Origin of the sequence: Nonomuraea sp. B5E05, assembly GCF_039880665.1 — a bacterium.
Taxonomy (GTDB): domain Bacteria; phylum Actinomycetota; class Actinomycetes; order Streptosporangiales; family Streptosporangiaceae; genus Nonomuraea.
Genome location: NZ_JBDPMJ010000007.1, coordinates 269789 through 284528, shown reverse-complemented (window position 1 = coordinate 284528; position 14740 = coordinate 269789). Strand labels below are relative to the sequence as shown.

At 70.9% G+C, this 14740-nt stretch carries 15 protein-coding genes and 1 pseudogene; 10 read left to right on the top strand and 6 right to left on the bottom strand.

Annotated elements, in window-relative coordinates; translation table 11 throughout:
- Window positions 1–74: 74 nt before the first annotated feature.
- Complete coding sequence (locus ABGB01_RS16115) at window positions 75–512, top strand: ATP-binding protein (RefSeq protein ID WP_347774105.1); 438 nt, start codon at window positions 75–77, stop codon at window positions 510–512.
- Here the strand turns inward: ABGB01_RS16115 and yidC are convergent.
- From yidC to ABGB01_RS16100, 3 genes are all read right to left on the bottom strand, one after another.
- Window positions 496–1137, bottom strand: coding sequence for a membrane protein insertase YidC (yidC, locus tag ABGB01_RS16110; protein ID WP_347774104.1), 642 nt, complete (start codon window positions 1135–1137; stop codon window positions 496–498). The two genes, ABGB01_RS16115 and yidC, sit on opposite strands and share 17 nt — an antisense overlap.
- 81 nt (window positions 1138–1218) lie before the next feature.
- Window positions 1219–1419 carry a DUF6412 domain-containing protein gene (locus tag ABGB01_RS16105; RefSeq protein WP_347774103.1) on the bottom strand — a complete coding sequence of 67 codons (201 nt, stop codon included), beginning with the start codon at window positions 1417–1419 and terminating at the stop codon, window positions 1219–1221.
- 4 nt (window positions 1420–1423) lie between these two features.
- Window positions 1424–1597 carry a hypothetical protein gene (locus ABGB01_RS16100; RefSeq protein WP_161714338.1) on the bottom strand — a complete coding sequence of 58 codons (174 nt, stop codon included), beginning with the start codon at window positions 1595–1597 and terminating at the stop codon, window positions 1424–1426.
- A gap of 94 nt (window positions 1598–1691) precedes the next feature.
- Between ABGB01_RS16100 and ABGB01_RS16095 the strand changes: the two genes are divergently transcribed.
- Window positions 1692–2390: a response regulator transcription factor gene (locus ABGB01_RS16095; RefSeq protein ID WP_347617574.1), complete on the top strand. Its 699-nt coding sequence runs from the start codon at window positions 1692–1694 to the stop codon at window positions 2388–2390.
- Window positions 2390–3523: an ATP-binding protein gene (locus ABGB01_RS16090; RefSeq protein ID WP_347774101.1), complete on the top strand. Its 1134-nt coding sequence runs from the start codon at window positions 2390–2392 to the stop codon at window positions 3521–3523. Before ABGB01_RS16095 ends, ABGB01_RS16090 begins: the two co-directional genes overlap by 1 nt.
- Window positions 3524–3535: 12 nt before the next feature.
- Here ABGB01_RS16090 and ABGB01_RS16085 read toward each other — a convergent pair whose 3' ends face one another.
- Entirely contained in the window at window positions 3536–3985 is a 450-nt protein-coding gene (locus ABGB01_RS16085) for a hypothetical protein (protein ID WP_347774100.1), read from the bottom strand.
- Window positions 3986–4129: 144 nt separating this feature from the next.
- Here ABGB01_RS16085 and ABGB01_RS16080 point away from each other — a divergent pair, with 144 nt between their 5' ends.
- From ABGB01_RS16080 to mptB, 3 genes and pseudogenes are all read left to right on the top strand, one after another.
- Window positions 4130–4477, top strand: a complete 348-nt coding sequence (locus ABGB01_RS16080; protein ID WP_132328427.1) for an STAS domain-containing protein — start codon at window positions 4130–4132, stop codon at window positions 4475–4477.
- Between the two features lie 30 nt (window positions 4478–4507).
- Window positions 4508–5236 (top strand): glycosyltransferase, encoded by a 729-nt coding sequence (locus ABGB01_RS16075; protein WP_347774099.1) that lies wholly within the window; start codon window positions 4508–4510, stop codon window positions 5234–5236.
- A pseudogene (gene mptB / locus ABGB01_RS16070) lies at window positions 5163–6467 on the top strand (polyprenol phosphomannose-dependent alpha 1,6 mannosyltransferase MptB); the annotation flags it as partial. The gene ABGB01_RS16075 and the pseudogene mptB, both read left to right, overlap by 74 nt.
- 262 nt (window positions 6468–6729) lie before the next feature.
- On the opposite strand, the gene ABGB01_RS16065 reads toward mptB, so the two are convergent.
- A complete protein-coding gene (locus ABGB01_RS16065) occupies window positions 6730–9054 on the bottom strand; it encodes a hypothetical protein (protein WP_347774212.1) in 2325 nt (774 codons plus the stop codon).
- 496 nt (window positions 9055–9550) lie between these two features.
- Between ABGB01_RS16065 and ABGB01_RS16060 the strand changes: the two genes are divergently transcribed.
- From ABGB01_RS16060 to serS, 4 genes are all read left to right on the top strand, one after another.
- Window positions 9551–10741, top strand: a complete 1191-nt coding sequence (locus ABGB01_RS16060; protein ID WP_347774098.1) for a glycosyltransferase 87 family protein — start codon at window positions 9551–9553, stop codon at window positions 10739–10741.
- A 22-nt stretch (window positions 10742–10763) separates the two neighbouring features.
- Window positions 10764–11183 (top strand): DUF4446 family protein, encoded by a 420-nt coding sequence (locus ABGB01_RS16055; RefSeq protein ID WP_347774097.1) that lies wholly within the window; start codon window positions 10764–10766, stop codon window positions 11181–11183.
- 67 nt (window positions 11184–11250) lie between these two features.
- Window positions 11251–12171 (top strand): prephenate dehydratase, encoded by a 921-nt coding sequence (gene pheA, locus ABGB01_RS16050; protein ID WP_347617568.1) that lies wholly within the window; start codon window positions 11251–11253, stop codon window positions 12169–12171.
- A gap of 98 nt (window positions 12172–12269) precedes the next feature.
- On the top strand, window positions 12270–13532 hold the full coding sequence (gene serS / locus ABGB01_RS16045) for a serine--tRNA ligase (protein ID WP_347774096.1): 1263 nt from the start codon (window positions 12270–12272) through the stop codon (window positions 13530–13532).
- 9 nt (window positions 13533–13541) lie between these two features.
- Here serS and ABGB01_RS16040 read toward each other — a convergent pair whose 3' ends face one another.
- Window positions 13542–14717: an FAD-dependent monooxygenase gene (locus ABGB01_RS16040; RefSeq protein WP_347774095.1), complete on the bottom strand. Its 1176-nt coding sequence runs from the start codon at window positions 14715–14717 to the stop codon at window positions 13542–13544.
- Window positions 14718–14740: the final 23 nt, after the last annotated feature.

Sequence of the window (14740 nt, the reverse complement as noted above, 5' to 3'; positions counted from 1 at the left end):
GAGTCGGCTAACGGGGCATTTCGGTCGTACCGGGGAGTGTTCCCATGGGGGGCACAGGGAACGGGGAGGTGGGTGTGTCAAGCGTGGTGCTGCTCCCGTACGCGCCGTCCAGCGTCGCCGTCGCCCGCCAGCGTCTGAGCACTGACCTGCAGGACGGCGGGGTTTTCTCCGCGGCGATCGACGACGCCGTGCTCGTGGTGAGCGAACTGCTGAGCAACGCGTTGCGGCACGCGCACCCGCTTCCTTCGGGCATGGTGCGGGTCGCCTGGCTGCGCAACGAGGACCACATCGAGGTGGCGGTGAGCGACGGAGGAGCGGCGACGGAGCCACGCGCCGGCCGCCCGACACTGTCCTCGCTCGGGGGCCGAGGGCTCGGCATCGTCGAATATGTGGCGGAAAGCTGGGGCGTCCGGCACGAGGGCGAGACCACGACGGTGTGGGCCATCCTGCCCGCTCCGCACAGCAACGGCTCGGTGAACGGGCAGGTGGCGACGCTCAGAGAGGCCGGCTAGCGAGCACGGCCCGCTCGCTCACGGCCCACGCCGTGGAGACGAGCAGATAGATTCCGGCCGCCAGCGGCAGCACGAGCGCGGCGAGCACGGAGCCGTACGGCAGCAGCGGCATGATCTTCTTCATCAGCTCCGGCTGCTCTTCGGTGATCTTGATCTGCCTCGCGGAGAACCACGCCACCGCTGCGACCAGGACGATGACCAAGAAGAAGACCAAAACCGGGGTGCTGACCAGACCGTAATTAGCGATCACGCCCGCCACCTGTTGCCCCAGCGGAGCCCCGAACAGGTCATGCCCGGCCAGCGCGGTCGGATGCGTGGCCACCCGGTACATCAGCCACATGAACGGAAGTTGCGCCAGCATCGGCATGATCCCGGCGAACGGCGAGCTGCCCTCCTTGGCGTAGAGGGCGGAAACCTCCTTGGCCAGCCGCTCGGGATTGCGCTGGTGGCGCTTCTGCAGCGCGCGCAGCCGGGGTGCCAGCCTCTCCTTGATCTTGGTGGTGCGAGCCTGGCGCACGTTGAGCGGCAGCAGCAGAAGGCGTACGGCCAGCGTGAAGAGCACGATGCCGAGCGCGGCATGGCCCCCGGACACGGTGATGACGAACGTGACAACAGAATCGATCATGAGCCCTGTTTCCGCGTGAGAGAGGAAGGGCTCACTCGGCCTGCGCCTGAGGAGCCCCGCTTGGAAGGAAGCGGGGCATGCCTAGGGCGCGCGTGGACGCGGGCGGCCGGCCGCGTCAGGGTCGCGCAGGCGCTGGAACGCCGTGCGCCGCGCGTAGGTCAGCGGGAAGCGTCGTGGCTCGCCGCCGAAGACGGGCAGCAACGTGGCCGCCCATGCGACCAGCAGCAGGACCGCCACCAGGGTGATCCCCGCCAGCCACGGGTCGAACAGGAGCTGCGTCACCGGCTCAGTGCGACCGTGAGGACTTGCCCATCACCGTGACCACGACGAAGACGAGCAGAGCGACCACACCGATGATCAGGGCGACCTTGAGCAGCCCCAGCACCATCGGCAGGAGGAAGTTGAACAACACGAAGAGACCCAGCAGGGTCCCGAGAACGAGCATCACGACTCTACCCATGAGGCCACCGTACGTCCTCATGGCATGATCCGCGACGCTTACGAAGTAATGACGTCCTTGCCACCTTCGTAAAGCCGGGCCGTACCGTGAAGTGGTGAACACCCGCATCCTGGTCGTGGACGACGATCCGACCGTCTCCGAGGTCGTTGCCCGCTATCTGGAGCGCGACGGGCACGAGGTCGAATGCGTGGGCGACGGCGTCGAGGCGCTGCGCAGGGCGCTGGCCCACCCGCCGGACCTGATGGTGCTCGACCTGATGTTGCCGAAGCTCGACGGGCTTCAGGTGTGCAGGAAGCTCAGGGAACGCTGGCCCGTACCGGTGATCATGCTGACCGCGCTCGGCGAGGAGATCGATCGGGTGGCCGGGCTCGAGACCGGGGCCGACGACTACGTGACCAAGCCGTTCAGCCCGCGCGAGTTGGCGCTGCGCGTCCAGTCGGTGCTGCGCCGCGCCCGCGGAGCCTCCGTCACGGGCGGCACCGGCGTGCTCCGTGACGGAGGCCTGGTGGTGGACGTGGGCGCCCACGAGGTGCACCTGGAGGGTGCGGAGGTGATGCTGACGGCGCGGGAGTTCGACCTGCTGGCCCACCTCATGCGCAACCCCCGCCAGGCGTTCAGCCGGTCCGCGCTGCTCAACCAGGTGTGGGGGTGGTCGTTCGGCGACTCGTCCACCGTGACCGTGCACGTGCGGCGGCTGCGCGAGAAGATCGAGCCCGACCCCACCAGGCCGCGCAGAATCGTGACGGTGTGGGGGGTCGGCTACCGGTACGAACCCCTGGAAGACGGGCCCTGATGCCTCGGACGACCGCCCTGACGCAGCCGGCGGTGGCCGTCGGCGACCTGGCCATGGTCGTCGCCGTGACCGCCGGGCTCGGGCTGCTGATCGCGTTCGCGGGCGTCGCGGTGATGTGGCGGCTGCGCACCCGGTCGATCGGCGTGATGCTGGCCGTGGTCGTGGTCGTCGCCGTGGCGGCCACGCTGGCGGGCGTCGTGGCGATCATCATGAAGATGATCATCGCGGGGGCGGTCAAGGACTTCGTGCTGAGCGTGGTGACCGTGGGCGGGCTCGTGGGGCTCGGGGTCGCGTTCGTGCTGGCCAAGCGGGTGGTCGGCGAGAGCAGGCGGCTGGTGGCCGCCGTGCTCCACCCGCCGTTCGTGGCGCCCGAGGGGCTGCCCGCCGAGCTCCAGACGATCGCCAACACCCTGGAGGAGGCGTACGCGCGCGAGCAGGCGCTCGAAGGGGCGCGGCGGGAGCTGGTCGCCTGGGTGAGTCACGACCTTCGCACGCCGCTGGCCGGGATGCGGGCCATGGCCGAGGCGCTGGAGGACGGCGTGGTCTCCGACCCCGAGACGGTCGCGCGCTACCACGGGCAGATCAAGCAGGAGGTGGAGCGGCTCTCCGCGATGGTGGACGACCTGTTCGAGCTGTCACGCATCCACGCGGGCGCCCTGCGGCTGTCGCGGGCCAGGATCGGGCTGGCCGACCTCGTCGCCGACACCCTGGCGGGGGCCGAACCGCTGGCCCGCGCCAAGGGCGTGGTGCTCACGGCCGAGGCGGCGGCCGTCGTGCCCGTGGAGGCCGACGCGGGGGCGCTGGGGCGGGCCCTGGGCAACCTGGTGGTCAACGCCATCCGGCACACGCCGTCTGACCAGACCGTGGTGCTGCGGGCCCGCGTGGACGACACGGGCATGGCTTGCCTGTCGGTGACCGACTGCTGCGGGGGGATCCCCGAGGAGGATCTGCCCCGGTTGTTCGAGGTGGCTTTCCGAGGGGAGGCCGCACGCACTCCTACGGCCGACGGCGGGGCGGGGCTCGGGCTGGCCATCGCGCAGGGGATCGTGGAGGCGCACGACGGGAGGATCGAGGTGGTCAACGACGGGCCGGGGTGCCGGTTCGAGATCCGGCTTCCCCTGGTCGCGGGCTGATCCCTCGGGTGCTCAGGCGCTTTCCGGAAGGTCGACGTTGGAGCGGGGCAGGCCGAATGACTCCGACATTGCCCGAAATGTCGGGCAAGGCCAGCGCCACATGCAGCTCCTGCACCGCAGGATCGGATGGGCCGTGTCACTCGTGATGCCCCCCGCGTCCCTCGGCTGGTGGAGGTCGAGCAGCCTGAGTCCGAGCTCGGAGAACCTGAGCAGGTCGGCGCGCGCGCCGGCGAGGAAGTCGAGGTCCTCGATCGCGAGCCGGGTGCGGATGGGGACATAGCCTTCGTGGTTCACCAGGCCGCGGAGGCGTCCTGCTTCGTCATCCCATGAGGTGGCCTTCTCTGTGCGGATGAGGATGGTCTCCAGTCGTTCGCGGAGCCCCTGACGCTGAGGATCTTCAGGATTGTCTGCGTTCATCGATCCGGGGGCCCGCCTGACGTGCCCCAGCCCCTCCTTCGCCATGACGCGGTTGCCAGTTCCGATGTCACGCTGTCAAGCTTCGCGTACTCTCCGTTTCCATGGAGCCCAAACGGAGGACAAAAACCTGTGGTCGCCCTATCGGCGTGACAACGTGACCGGAAGCCTCCGCGCCGCTAGCCTGCCCATGTGGAGCTCAAGGTCTCGACTCGATCACAGGCCGGGTGCGCGCTCGTCGCCATCACCGGAGAAATCGACCTGTACACGGCGCCCCACCTGCAGTCCGAGTTCACTCGGCTCCTGCAGGAAGGGCCTAGCCGGGTGGTCATCGACATGTCCGCCGTGGATTTCTGCGACTCCACGGGGATGAACGTGCTGCTCTCGGCACTCAAGCGCATGAAAGAGCAGGGAGGGGCGCTCGACGTGGCCGCGCCGCGTCCCGCCGTACGCAAGATCCTGCAGGTCACGGGGCTCGACTCGGTGTTCACCGTGTACGACGAGGTGCCGCAGGAGTTTCTCATAGCCGAGGGATCATGAAGGAAGCCGCGCGTGCGGAGGTGACGCCCGATGGGCGGTGACACGGCGGCCGTCATCCCGGCCGCCAACGAGGCGGACCGCATCGCGGCCACCGTCAGGGCGGCGGCGGCGCTGCCCGGCGTCGACCTCGTCGTGGTCGTCGACGACGGCTCGTCCGACCAGACCGGCCGGGTCGCCCGCGCGGCCGGCGCCCGGGTGGTGCGCCACAGCCGCAACAAGGGCAAGGCCGCCGCCATGGAGACGGGTGCGGAGTCCGTACGCCTCCTCGACGAGGACGCCGCTCCCCGGCATCTCCTCTTCCTCGACGCCGATCTGGGCGACACGGCCCAGGCCGCCGCCCCGCTCATCGAGCCCGTACGCGCCGGCGAGGCCGACATGACCATCGCCGTGTTCACCACCCGGGTGCGGCTCGGCGGCCACGGCTTAGTCGTCCGCCTGTCGAAAGAGGGCATCCGCCGGGCGACCGGCTTCGAGCCCGTCCAGCCGCTCAACGGCCAGCGCTGCCTCACCAGAGCCGCTTTCGAGGCGGCCAGGCCGCTGGCGCACGGGTTCGGCGTGGAGACGGCGCTGACGATCGACCTGTTGCGCAAGGGGTTCCGGGTCACCGAGGTCGAGGTCGACATGGCACACCGCGCGACCGGGACCGACTGGCGGGCGCAACTCCACCGGGCCGTGCAGTTGCGCGATGTGGCGCGGGCGCTGGCCACGCGGGAGCCACTTGTCACGCAAAATCTGGACAAACTCCGCTTCAAGCGCTGACCACCTGTCGTACGGGAAACGTTCCGGCTCGTGTGCGTGCTCTGGGGCGTGCGGAGGGCTGCCCCGTCCGTCCGGAACCACCTGGCGAATGTGCTGGAATCTTCCGGTGACTTCGCAATCGTGGCGCGACAAGGCACGAGGCCGGCTCGCGTGGGCGGCCACGGCGGCGATCGGCGCCTCGATCCTGCTGACGCTCACCATCGGCCTGCTCGGTCCTTCGCCGATGGTCCCCGCATTGACCGGCCCTGCCTGGCAACCGCCCTACTCCTTCGAGGTCCGGCCCGACCCCCATCTCACGATCGCCATGGCCGCCGCCGCCCTCGTCCTCGGCGGCCTCGGCCTCCTGCTCGCCCTGTCCCTCACCCGCGGCCCCCGGGTCCCCCCTGATCTCGCGCGCACGGCGGTCATGATCGGCTGCCTGGCGGCGGGCCTGCTGGCGTTCCTGCCTCCCTCGGGTTCCGGTGACCACCTCAACTACGCCGTCTACGGCCGCATGGTGACGCTGGGCGTCGACCCCTACACCCACGGCGCGGTGGATCTTCCCGGCGACCCCATCGCAGATGCGGTCGAGGAGCCGTGGCGGGAGGAGCCGAGCGTCTACGGCCCGGTGGCTACGGCTCTGCAGGCGGTGGCGAGCTGGGTGGGCGGCGACTCGCTCCGGCTGACGATGTTCGTGCTGGCCCTGTTCAACGCCGCCGCCTTCATCGTGACGGGCCTGCTCATCGACCGGTTCGCCCGTGGCGACCCGGCGAGACGCCTGCGCGCCGCGTTGTTGTGGACGGCCAACCCGCTCCTGCTCTACCAGTTGGTGGCGGGCATGCACGCCGACACCCTCGCCATCGCCTGCATGGTCGCGGCCCTGCTGTCCAGGGCCCGGCCCGCGGGTTCGGGTGTCCTGCTGGGCCTCGGCGTGGCGATCAAGATCAACGCCGGTCTCGTCGCCCTGGGCCCGGCCTGGGAGTTGCGACGGCGCCCTGCCCGGCTGGCGCTCATGGCCGGGTGCGCCCTCGCCGTGGTGGTCGCCGGTTACGCGATCGTCGGCACGGCGGCGATCGAGCCGATGACCCGCACCAGCAAGGCCATCTCGCACGCCTCGTTCTGGAAGCTCGTCCAGGGCTGGCTGCAATCCGTCGTGGGCACCGGCAGCGCCTACCGAGGGGAGATCCAGGTGGGCTCGCTCCTGGTGCTCGCGCTCGTCGCCTGGTTCCTGTTCCGCCTCGCATCCCGTACGGCATCGCGTGCCGGTTCGGTGGCCACGGATGGAGGAGGTCTGGACGCTCCCGTCGTGGCGGCCGTGCTGGTGGTGGCGTACGTGTTCGCGACCCCCTACATCCTGCCGTGGTACGACGGGCTGGCGCTTGGCCTGCTGGCGCTCGTCACGGCGTCGGCCCTCGACGGGTTCGTGGTCGCGCACCTGCTGGTCCTGTCGCTGGCCTACCTGCCCGCCAGGGTGGAGGGCCAGCCACAGGACCTCGTGTGGCTCAGCACGGTGCTCAGACCCCAGCTCGGGTGGGCCCTGCTGGCCCTGACCGTGGCGCTGCTGGTGTGGGCGTGGCGAGCTGCAGGGCGCGCACGCACGCGGCCAGCGTCAGCGGCACGGCTACCGTCAACGCCATAGAGGGGATGGCGATGCCCGAGTCGTTCATGAGGAAGGCGACGAACGCGCACGTGAGCGTACCGAAAAGGCCCGCTCTGAGCACCGGGGCCAGCGCGTAGACCTGGCCCAGCGCGGAGGCGCCCCAGCGTGATGGGCGGGCGAGCACCAGGAAGAGAAAGGCCAGAGCGACCACGGAGAGGAGGGTCAGCGACCAGTTGCCGACGGTCACGCCGACCATGGCGGTGAGCTTGCGCCCGACCACCGTCCACGCCTGGCCGTCGATGATCTGCTGCACGAAGGTGCCCAGGTGGGTGCGTTCAGGCTCGGGCCGCAGCCAGTCGAACACCGACAGCGTCCCCACGAGCAGCGCCCCCGCCAGGCCGACGAGCGCCAGCTTCAGCAGTGACACGCGCCGGCCCGACAGGAGGATGAGGAAGACGGCCAGGCCGATCACGAAGGCCGGCACGCCGCCGAAGTCGGCCCCCCACGACGGCCATCCGTCCGCGAAGACGGCCAGCCCTCCATAGACCGCGCACGCCGCGACGACCACGACCCTGGACACCCCCTTGCCGAGCAGCCACTGGGCCACCCCGGCCAGGCCGAGCAGGGTGCCGGTGGCGTAGACGGCGAAGGCGATGTTGCTGAAGCCGTAGAACCGTCCTCCGGTGACGGGCTCGTAGCCGGTCACGGCGTTCACCTGGAGCTTGGAGCCGGTCATGACGTCGAGGAGAAGCGCGAGCGAGGTGACGGCGGCGACCACGGTGAGAGGGCCGAGCACGTGGGAGCGCCACGGCCCCGCGAAGGCCGCGGCGGTGATCAGGGCGGCGATGGCGACGATCGTCACGATCACCGAAACCATCGGGACCGGCAGCGTCCACCAGGGCACCAGCTGGGCCAGGAAGGTCGACACGGGAATGGCGCCGCTGACGACCGCGACGACCTGGACGGCGACGAGCAGCCTGGACGCGCTCGCCAGGCCTGCGGCCGAGCCGTCCGGCGGCGGCACGACAGCGGAGGCGGCCGGTGTTTCCGGCGAGGCGGGGGTCGGCGGGGTGCGGGGCCGGCCGTTCTTGGAGCGGCGGCGGAGAGCCAGGGCGGCGAGGGCGTAGAAGAGGAGTTGCACCGTCACCAGGACGGTGAAGAAAGGGCCGCGTACGTCGCGGAGCACCTGACTGGCCAGGTCGGCGTCGGCCAGGTCCGTCACCGTGCCGGCCGGGTCGGGCGGGGCGGCGTCGCCGGACCGCCACGGGCGGCCGACGACCTCGCGGGGCGCCGGCAGGCCGAGGAGCTGGACCGCGGTGGCGGTGAGGTCGGTGATCGTGACCAGGGAGTCCTGGCGGGTGGAGGTGGCCGTGAGGCGGCCGTGCGGGAACGGCGGGCCACCAGGAGCCGACGGGCCGGCGGCGACGGCCACGTGGAGGTGGGCGTTGGGCGTCACATCGGAGACGCCGGCCAGCAGGACGGAGGTGCCGGCGGGCAGCTTGCCGAGCAGGGCGCCGATCTGCCGGTCGGCCCGGGCCACCGCCGCCTTTCTGGCCTCGGCGGGCATCGGGGTGGGGACGCCGTACTCGTCCAGGGGGCGGGCGGCCCAGGCGGTCGCCAGGTCCGCGGCTTCGAAGACGACGAGGTCGTAGGGGGCCAGGTCGGCGGCGGAGCCCAGGTCGGGGGCGTAGGTGGCGACGTTTCCCGAGGTGTCGGCCGCCGCGAGCGCGGCTCCGGGGCCGATCGCGGCCACCTTCCCCCCGCCGTCCCGCACGACCCGGCCCAGGGTGCCCAGCCGGGCGTCGAAGCCCGTCTCGCCCTGGTGGGCGCTCAGCGCCTCCCATCCTGGGACCGTGGCGCCCTCACCCGATTGCCGGGGTACGGGGACCGGGAGGCAGCCCTTGCCCGGCGTACCCGCTCGCTGGCCTGCCGAGACGGTCAGCCAGCCCGCCGTGGGGCAGGTGATGCCCCGGTCGGGGGGCGGCACCGTACGGGTGGAGAGCGAGGCGGAGGAGCCCTTGCCGACGAGGTCCCACAGGTGGGGCGTTCGTGACCGGTCGAGGTCGCTCCACTCCAGGCCGGGCACGCCGACCAGGGCCACGCGCCCCCTGACCGCCCGATCCTGCGCCGCCTCCGTACGGGCCTGCGCCGTTGCTGCCGGGGCGGCCTGCGCCGTCTCCGCGCGCGCCGCCGCGGGCACGATGGCCGTGGCCAGGGCGACGCCCAGCAGCAACGTCATCACGCGGTGGAGGGGACGGCCTGATCGCACACGCCGTCGGCCGCGCGACTCGTGCCCGCCGCCGTACGGGTCCGGCCTGGCGTCGTTGGGCATGTGCGGGAACTCCAGCGTCTTCGGGGAAGGATGTGCGTCCGATCGTAGATGCTGAGCGCAGGCGGGCTTCGGTCGTCGGCACGGCGCGTGGGCGCGCGCTGGCGCCTGAGCGTGCGGGCAAGCCGGCGGCGGGCAAGGCGTGCCCGGCACGGTACGCTGCTCGGTCATGAGGTCCGTGAGTACGTGCCACCCCGAGGGGGCGGGGCCTGTGCCAACCGTGCGGCGAGCAACACTCCGTTGACCCTTGGCCACGTCAAGCCCCGATCCAGAAGCGACTCCCGGCCCGGCACCCTCCGGCGGGCCGACGGCCACGCCTGCGCGATCGCCGGGGAAGACCAGCCGTGAGCGCCCTGTCGGCGACCCGTCTGCCCCGCGACGCGGGGAAAGCGACGGAGCAGGTCCGGTGACCGGGGCCGTGGGGCGGCGGCAGTGGTGGGCGTGGGCGGTCGTGGTGCTCGTCGTCGCGGCGGCCGTGACCCCGCTGGTGCACACATGGCTCACCAACGCGGACGATCAACGCCTGGTCGACCTGGACGTCTATCGCACCGGGGGGCAGATGCTCCTCGACGGGCGGCCGGTCTACGACTACTTCACCCCCGCGCCGCAGCTGCTGCCGTTCACCTACCCGCCCGTCGCGGCGATGCTGGCCGTCGGGCTCGCCGGCATGTCCTGGGGCGTCGCGCAGTGGGTGTGGACGGCCGGGATCTTCGTGGCGCTGGCCGTGACCGTGGGCTTCGCGTTCAGGGAGGCCCTCGGCACGTGGCGGAAGTACGCGCCGTGGGCGTTCGGCCTGTTCATGGTGGCCTGCGCGTACATGATGCCCATCCGAGACCAGGTGCGGTTCGGCCAGGTCGACATCCTGCTGGTCGCCCTGTGTGTGGCGGACTGCGTGGCCAGGAGGCCGTGGTGGCCGCGGGGGTTCCTGATCGGGCTGGCCACGGCGGTGAAGCTGACGCCCGGCGTCTTCCTGATCTACCTGCTGGTCACCAGGCAGTGGCGGACGTTCTTCATGGCGGCGTTCGCGGCGGCGGTGCTCACGCTGCTGCCGTTCGCGGTGATCCCGCAGGACGCGGCCGACTTCTGGTTCTCGGCGCTGCTCGATCCCGAACGCCTCGGCGCGAACGCGGCCACCACCAACCAGTCGATCCGCGGCATGCTCATCCGCCTCTACCTGCCCGACCTGCTGACGTCCGCGATCTGGGTGGTGATCGTGGCCGCCGTCGGCTGGTACGGGTTCCGCGGCGCGCGGGACGCGTACCAGGCGGGAGACTCCATCACCGCGGTCGCGCTCGTCGGCCTGATGGCCGTGCTGCTGTCGCCGGTCGCCTGGATCCACCACCTGGCCTACGTGGTCGTGGTGCTCGGCGCGATCGTCGGTGACGGCCGCGACCCGGTCAGGCTGCGGGTCGCGGCCGGGGTGTGGCTGTACTACGTGGTGCCCGTCCCGTGGTGGGGCGTGTCGCTGAAGGCGGCCGACATCCCGGGCGTCAGCCTGGTGTTCGGGAAGATCGTCCAGAACGGGTTCGGGCTGGGAGCGCTGGCCCTGGTGTGGTTGCTGGCGTCCTGGGTGCCGAAACGCCGGATGCTCGCTTGACCCGGCCATTACTCTTTGTGTCGTGCTCGTTACCGCATGGGTCTTCGTGGGCGTTCTGGCCGGGGTCAGCGGCGTGCTCATCGGCTGCCTGGCCCTCCGCCGGGCGCAGGCCACGGTGGAGGACTGCCGGCGGATGCTCGCCCGGCAGACGCACGAGGGCGGGCACGATCTCAAGGCCATCAGAGACGTGGCCGTCTGCCGGTACGACGCCCTCGCGGAGATGACCGGGCGGCTGTCGTTCTCGGTGGCGATGATCAACGGGCTGGGCGACGGCATCGTGCTGACCTCGATCAACGGGCGCAGCGAGACGCGTACGTACGTGCGGTCCGTGGTGGGAGGAAAGGGCGAGCAGCAGTTGTCGCCAGAAGAGGAGGAGGCCGTGCGCGCGGCCCGCCTGGGGCTGGGCCCGCTGATCAAGGCGCGGGCTTCGCGGCAGCTGTAGCCGGTCGTCCCCACGCGCTCGGCCGAATGGTCACCATGCGCTGCCCACCTGCGGATACTCTGGACTCATGCCCCGTCTCGCCTATCTCGGACCCGAAGGCACCTTCACCGAAGAGGCCCTGCGGCTCCTCGACCCCACCGCCGAGCGCCTGCCCTGCGCCAACGTGAGCGCCGCGCTCAACGCCGCCCGCGCGGGCGATGCCGACGGCGCCGTCGTGCCGCTGGAAAACTCCATCGAGGGCGCCATCACCACGACGCTCGACGAGTTCGCCTGGGGCGAGCCGTTGCTGATCACGGCCGAGCTGCTGCTGCCCGTGCAGTTCTCGCTGCTGGCCCGGCCCGACACCGAGATGGCCCACGTCAAGCGGGTCTACACGCATCCCGCGGCCATCACCCAGTGCCGCGCCTTCATCTCCCGCGAGCTGCCCGACGCCGTCGTGGTGGCCGCCCCGTCGACGGCGGCCGCGGCCCAGGAGGTGTCGCTGCCCGGCTCTCCCTACGACGCGGCCATCGCAGCCCGCATCGCGGGCGAGCACTACGGGCTGGTCGAGCTGGCCTCCGACATCGGCGACAGGTCCGACACGGTGACCAGGTTCGTCCGGGTGGGCCGCCCCCAGCCGCTGCCCGCGCCGACCGGTTCCGACCGCACCACGCTGGTGGTCTTCCTCGCCGACGACCACCCGGGCGCGCTGCTGGAGATGCTGACGGAGTTCTCCGTACGCGGGGTCAACCTGACGCGCATCGAGTCGCGGCCGACCGGCGACGGCATCGGCCGCTACTTCTTCCACTTCGACTTCGAGGGGCACATCGCCGACGCCCGTGTCGGCGAGGCGATCGCGGGGCTGCACCGCGTCTGCGGCGAGGTGCGGTTCCTGGGGAGCTATCCGCGCGCCGACGGGGTGACGCCGCAGATCAGGCGCGGCACGTCCGACGACGCGTTCGGCGAGGCGGCCGAGTGGCTGGCGCGGGTCCGCGCCGGCCAGGTCTGAGTGCGCCGGCACGCGCGACGGGGCCCGCGACGTGCGGCGGCGGCGACTCGGCGTAATAGAGGGGCGGGCCGCGGTCCGGCGCCGGTAGCCTTTTCCTTGTGATTGACCTGCGTACCCTTCGTGAGGATCCCGACCGGCTACGGGCGTCGCAGCGTGCCCGCGGTGAGGACGACTCCGTCGTCGACACGCTGCTCGACCTGGACGAACGCCGGCGTTCCGCGCTGACCGCGTTCGAGTCCATGCGTGCCGAGCAGAAGAGCATGGGCAAGTCGGTCTCCAGGGCGCAGGGCGAGGAGAAGGCCGCTCTGCTCCAGCGGGCCAAAGACCTCGCGAGCCAGGTCAAGGCCGCGGAAGCCGAGGCGGAGAAGCTGGGGGCCGAGCTCGACGAGGCGCTCCAGGCGGTGCCCAACATCGTCGATGAGGGCGCGCCCGAGGGCGGCGAGGACGACTACGTCGTGCTGGAGACCCATGGCGAGCCGCGCACGTTCGACTTCACCCCCAAAGACCACCTGGAACTGGGCGAGGCGCTCGGGGCCATCGACATGGAGCGGGGCGCCAAGGTGTCCGGCTCGCGGTTCTTCTTCCTCAAGGGCGTCGGCGCCCGGCTGCAGCTCGGCCTGCTCAACATGGCCATGCAGCAGGCGATCGAGGCGGGGTTCACGCCGATGATCACTCCGGTGCTGGTCAAGCCGGAGACCATGCAGGGCACCGGCTTCCACGTGGCCCACGACAAGGAGATCTACCGCCTCCCTGAGGACGACCTCTATCTGGTCGGCACCTCCGAGGTGTCGCTGGCCGGCTACCACGCGCAGGAGATCCTCGCGGCCGACGACCTGCCGCTGCGCTACGCGGGCTGGTCGTCGTGCTTCCGCCGCGAGGCGGGCTCGTACGGCAAGGACACCAGGGGCATCATCCGGGTCCACCAGTTCGACAAGGTCGAGATGTTCTCCTACGTGCGCCCCGAGGACGCCCAGGAGGAGCACCGGCGGCTGCTGGCCTGGGAGAAGGAGATGCTGGCCAAGATCGAGGTCCCCTACCGCATCATCGACACGGCGGCGGGCGACCTCGGCATGTCGGCGGCCCGCAAGTTCGACTGCGAGGCGTGGATCCCGACCCAGGGCCGCTACCGCGAGCTGACCTCGACTTCCAACTGCACCGAGTTCCAGGCGCGCAGGCTCGCCGTCCGCTATCGCGACAAGGACGGCAAGCCCCGGCACCTGGCCACGCTCAACGGCACGCTGGCCACGACCCGCTGGATCGTCGCGATCCTGGAGAACCACCAGCAGGCCGACGGCTCCGTGGTGGTCCCGCAGGCGCTGCGCCCCTACGTCGGCCTCGACGTGCTGGAGCCGGCCAAATAACGACCGCCGTCAGCGCCCGAACCCGAAGAGCCCTCCGATCCGCCCGGCGATCCGGTCGTACTGGTAATAGAGCGCCGGCGGGACGAGCGGCTGCATCGGTGAGTGCCGCTGGCCCAGCAGCGTGATCACCTGCATGGGCGAGCGGTCGATGTAGCGCGGGAGGTTCTCGAACCACCGGGCGCTGTAGCGGGCGGCCCGCTGCGGCGAGCGGAGCTTCGCCTTCGACTCGCGTTCGTAGGCGGTGAGGGCCGTTTCGAGGTTTTTCTGCTGGTAGAGCTCCTTGGCCAGGACGGAGGCGTCCGCCAGGGCCAGGGCGGTGCCCGCGCCGATGGAATAGTGCGTGGTGTGCGCGGCGTCCCCCACCAGCACGACGTTGCCGCGGTGCCACGTGCGGTTGGTCAGCGTACGGAAGTGCAGCCAGTGCGCGGTGCCGTCGGCCTGCGCCCGCCCGATCAGCGGGTGCCCGTCGAGGACGTCGGCGAAGAGCTTCTCCAGGATGGCCAGGCTGTCGGCCTCCTTCCCCTGGTCGAGCCCGAGCCCCCGCCACGTCTCGGGGGTGCACTCGATGACGCAGGTGCTGTGCTCCTTGCCGTACTTGTAGCCGTAACACCAGATCCAGCCGTGCTCGGTCTCCACGAAGGCGAAGACGAACGCGTCGAAGACCTTGGTGGTGCCGAGCCAGATGTAGATGTTCTGGCCGGTATGGAACTCGGGGCCGAAGTGCTCCGCGTGGCGGTCGCGCAGCCCGCTGTTGACGCCGTCGCCCGCCACGACGAGGTCGGCGTCGCCGAACTCGTCCTCGTCGGTGATCTCCCGCTCCCACTCGATGCGTACGCCGAGCGACTCGGCGCGTTCCGCGAGGATGCCCAGCAACCGGCGCCGGCTGATGCCGTAGCCGGCCTCCCCTTGCTCGACCGTCACCGTGGCGCGTTCGCGGATGTCCGCGACCCAGGAGTCCCAGCGGACCGAGCTCTCGCTGATGGCCCGAGCGGAGTCGGCGTCGGCCCGGTGGAGATCGTTGAACAGTTCGTCCCAGTAGGTCACGCCCCAGCCGTACGTCGAGCCGGCCGGGTTCCGTTCGTAGATGGTGATGTCGTGGGACGGATCCACACGTTTCATCAGGATCGAGAAGTACAGGTTGGCGGGTCCACCGCCGACGCAGGCGACTTTCACCAGAACCCCCATTGTGACGCAAAGTAATCAATCCA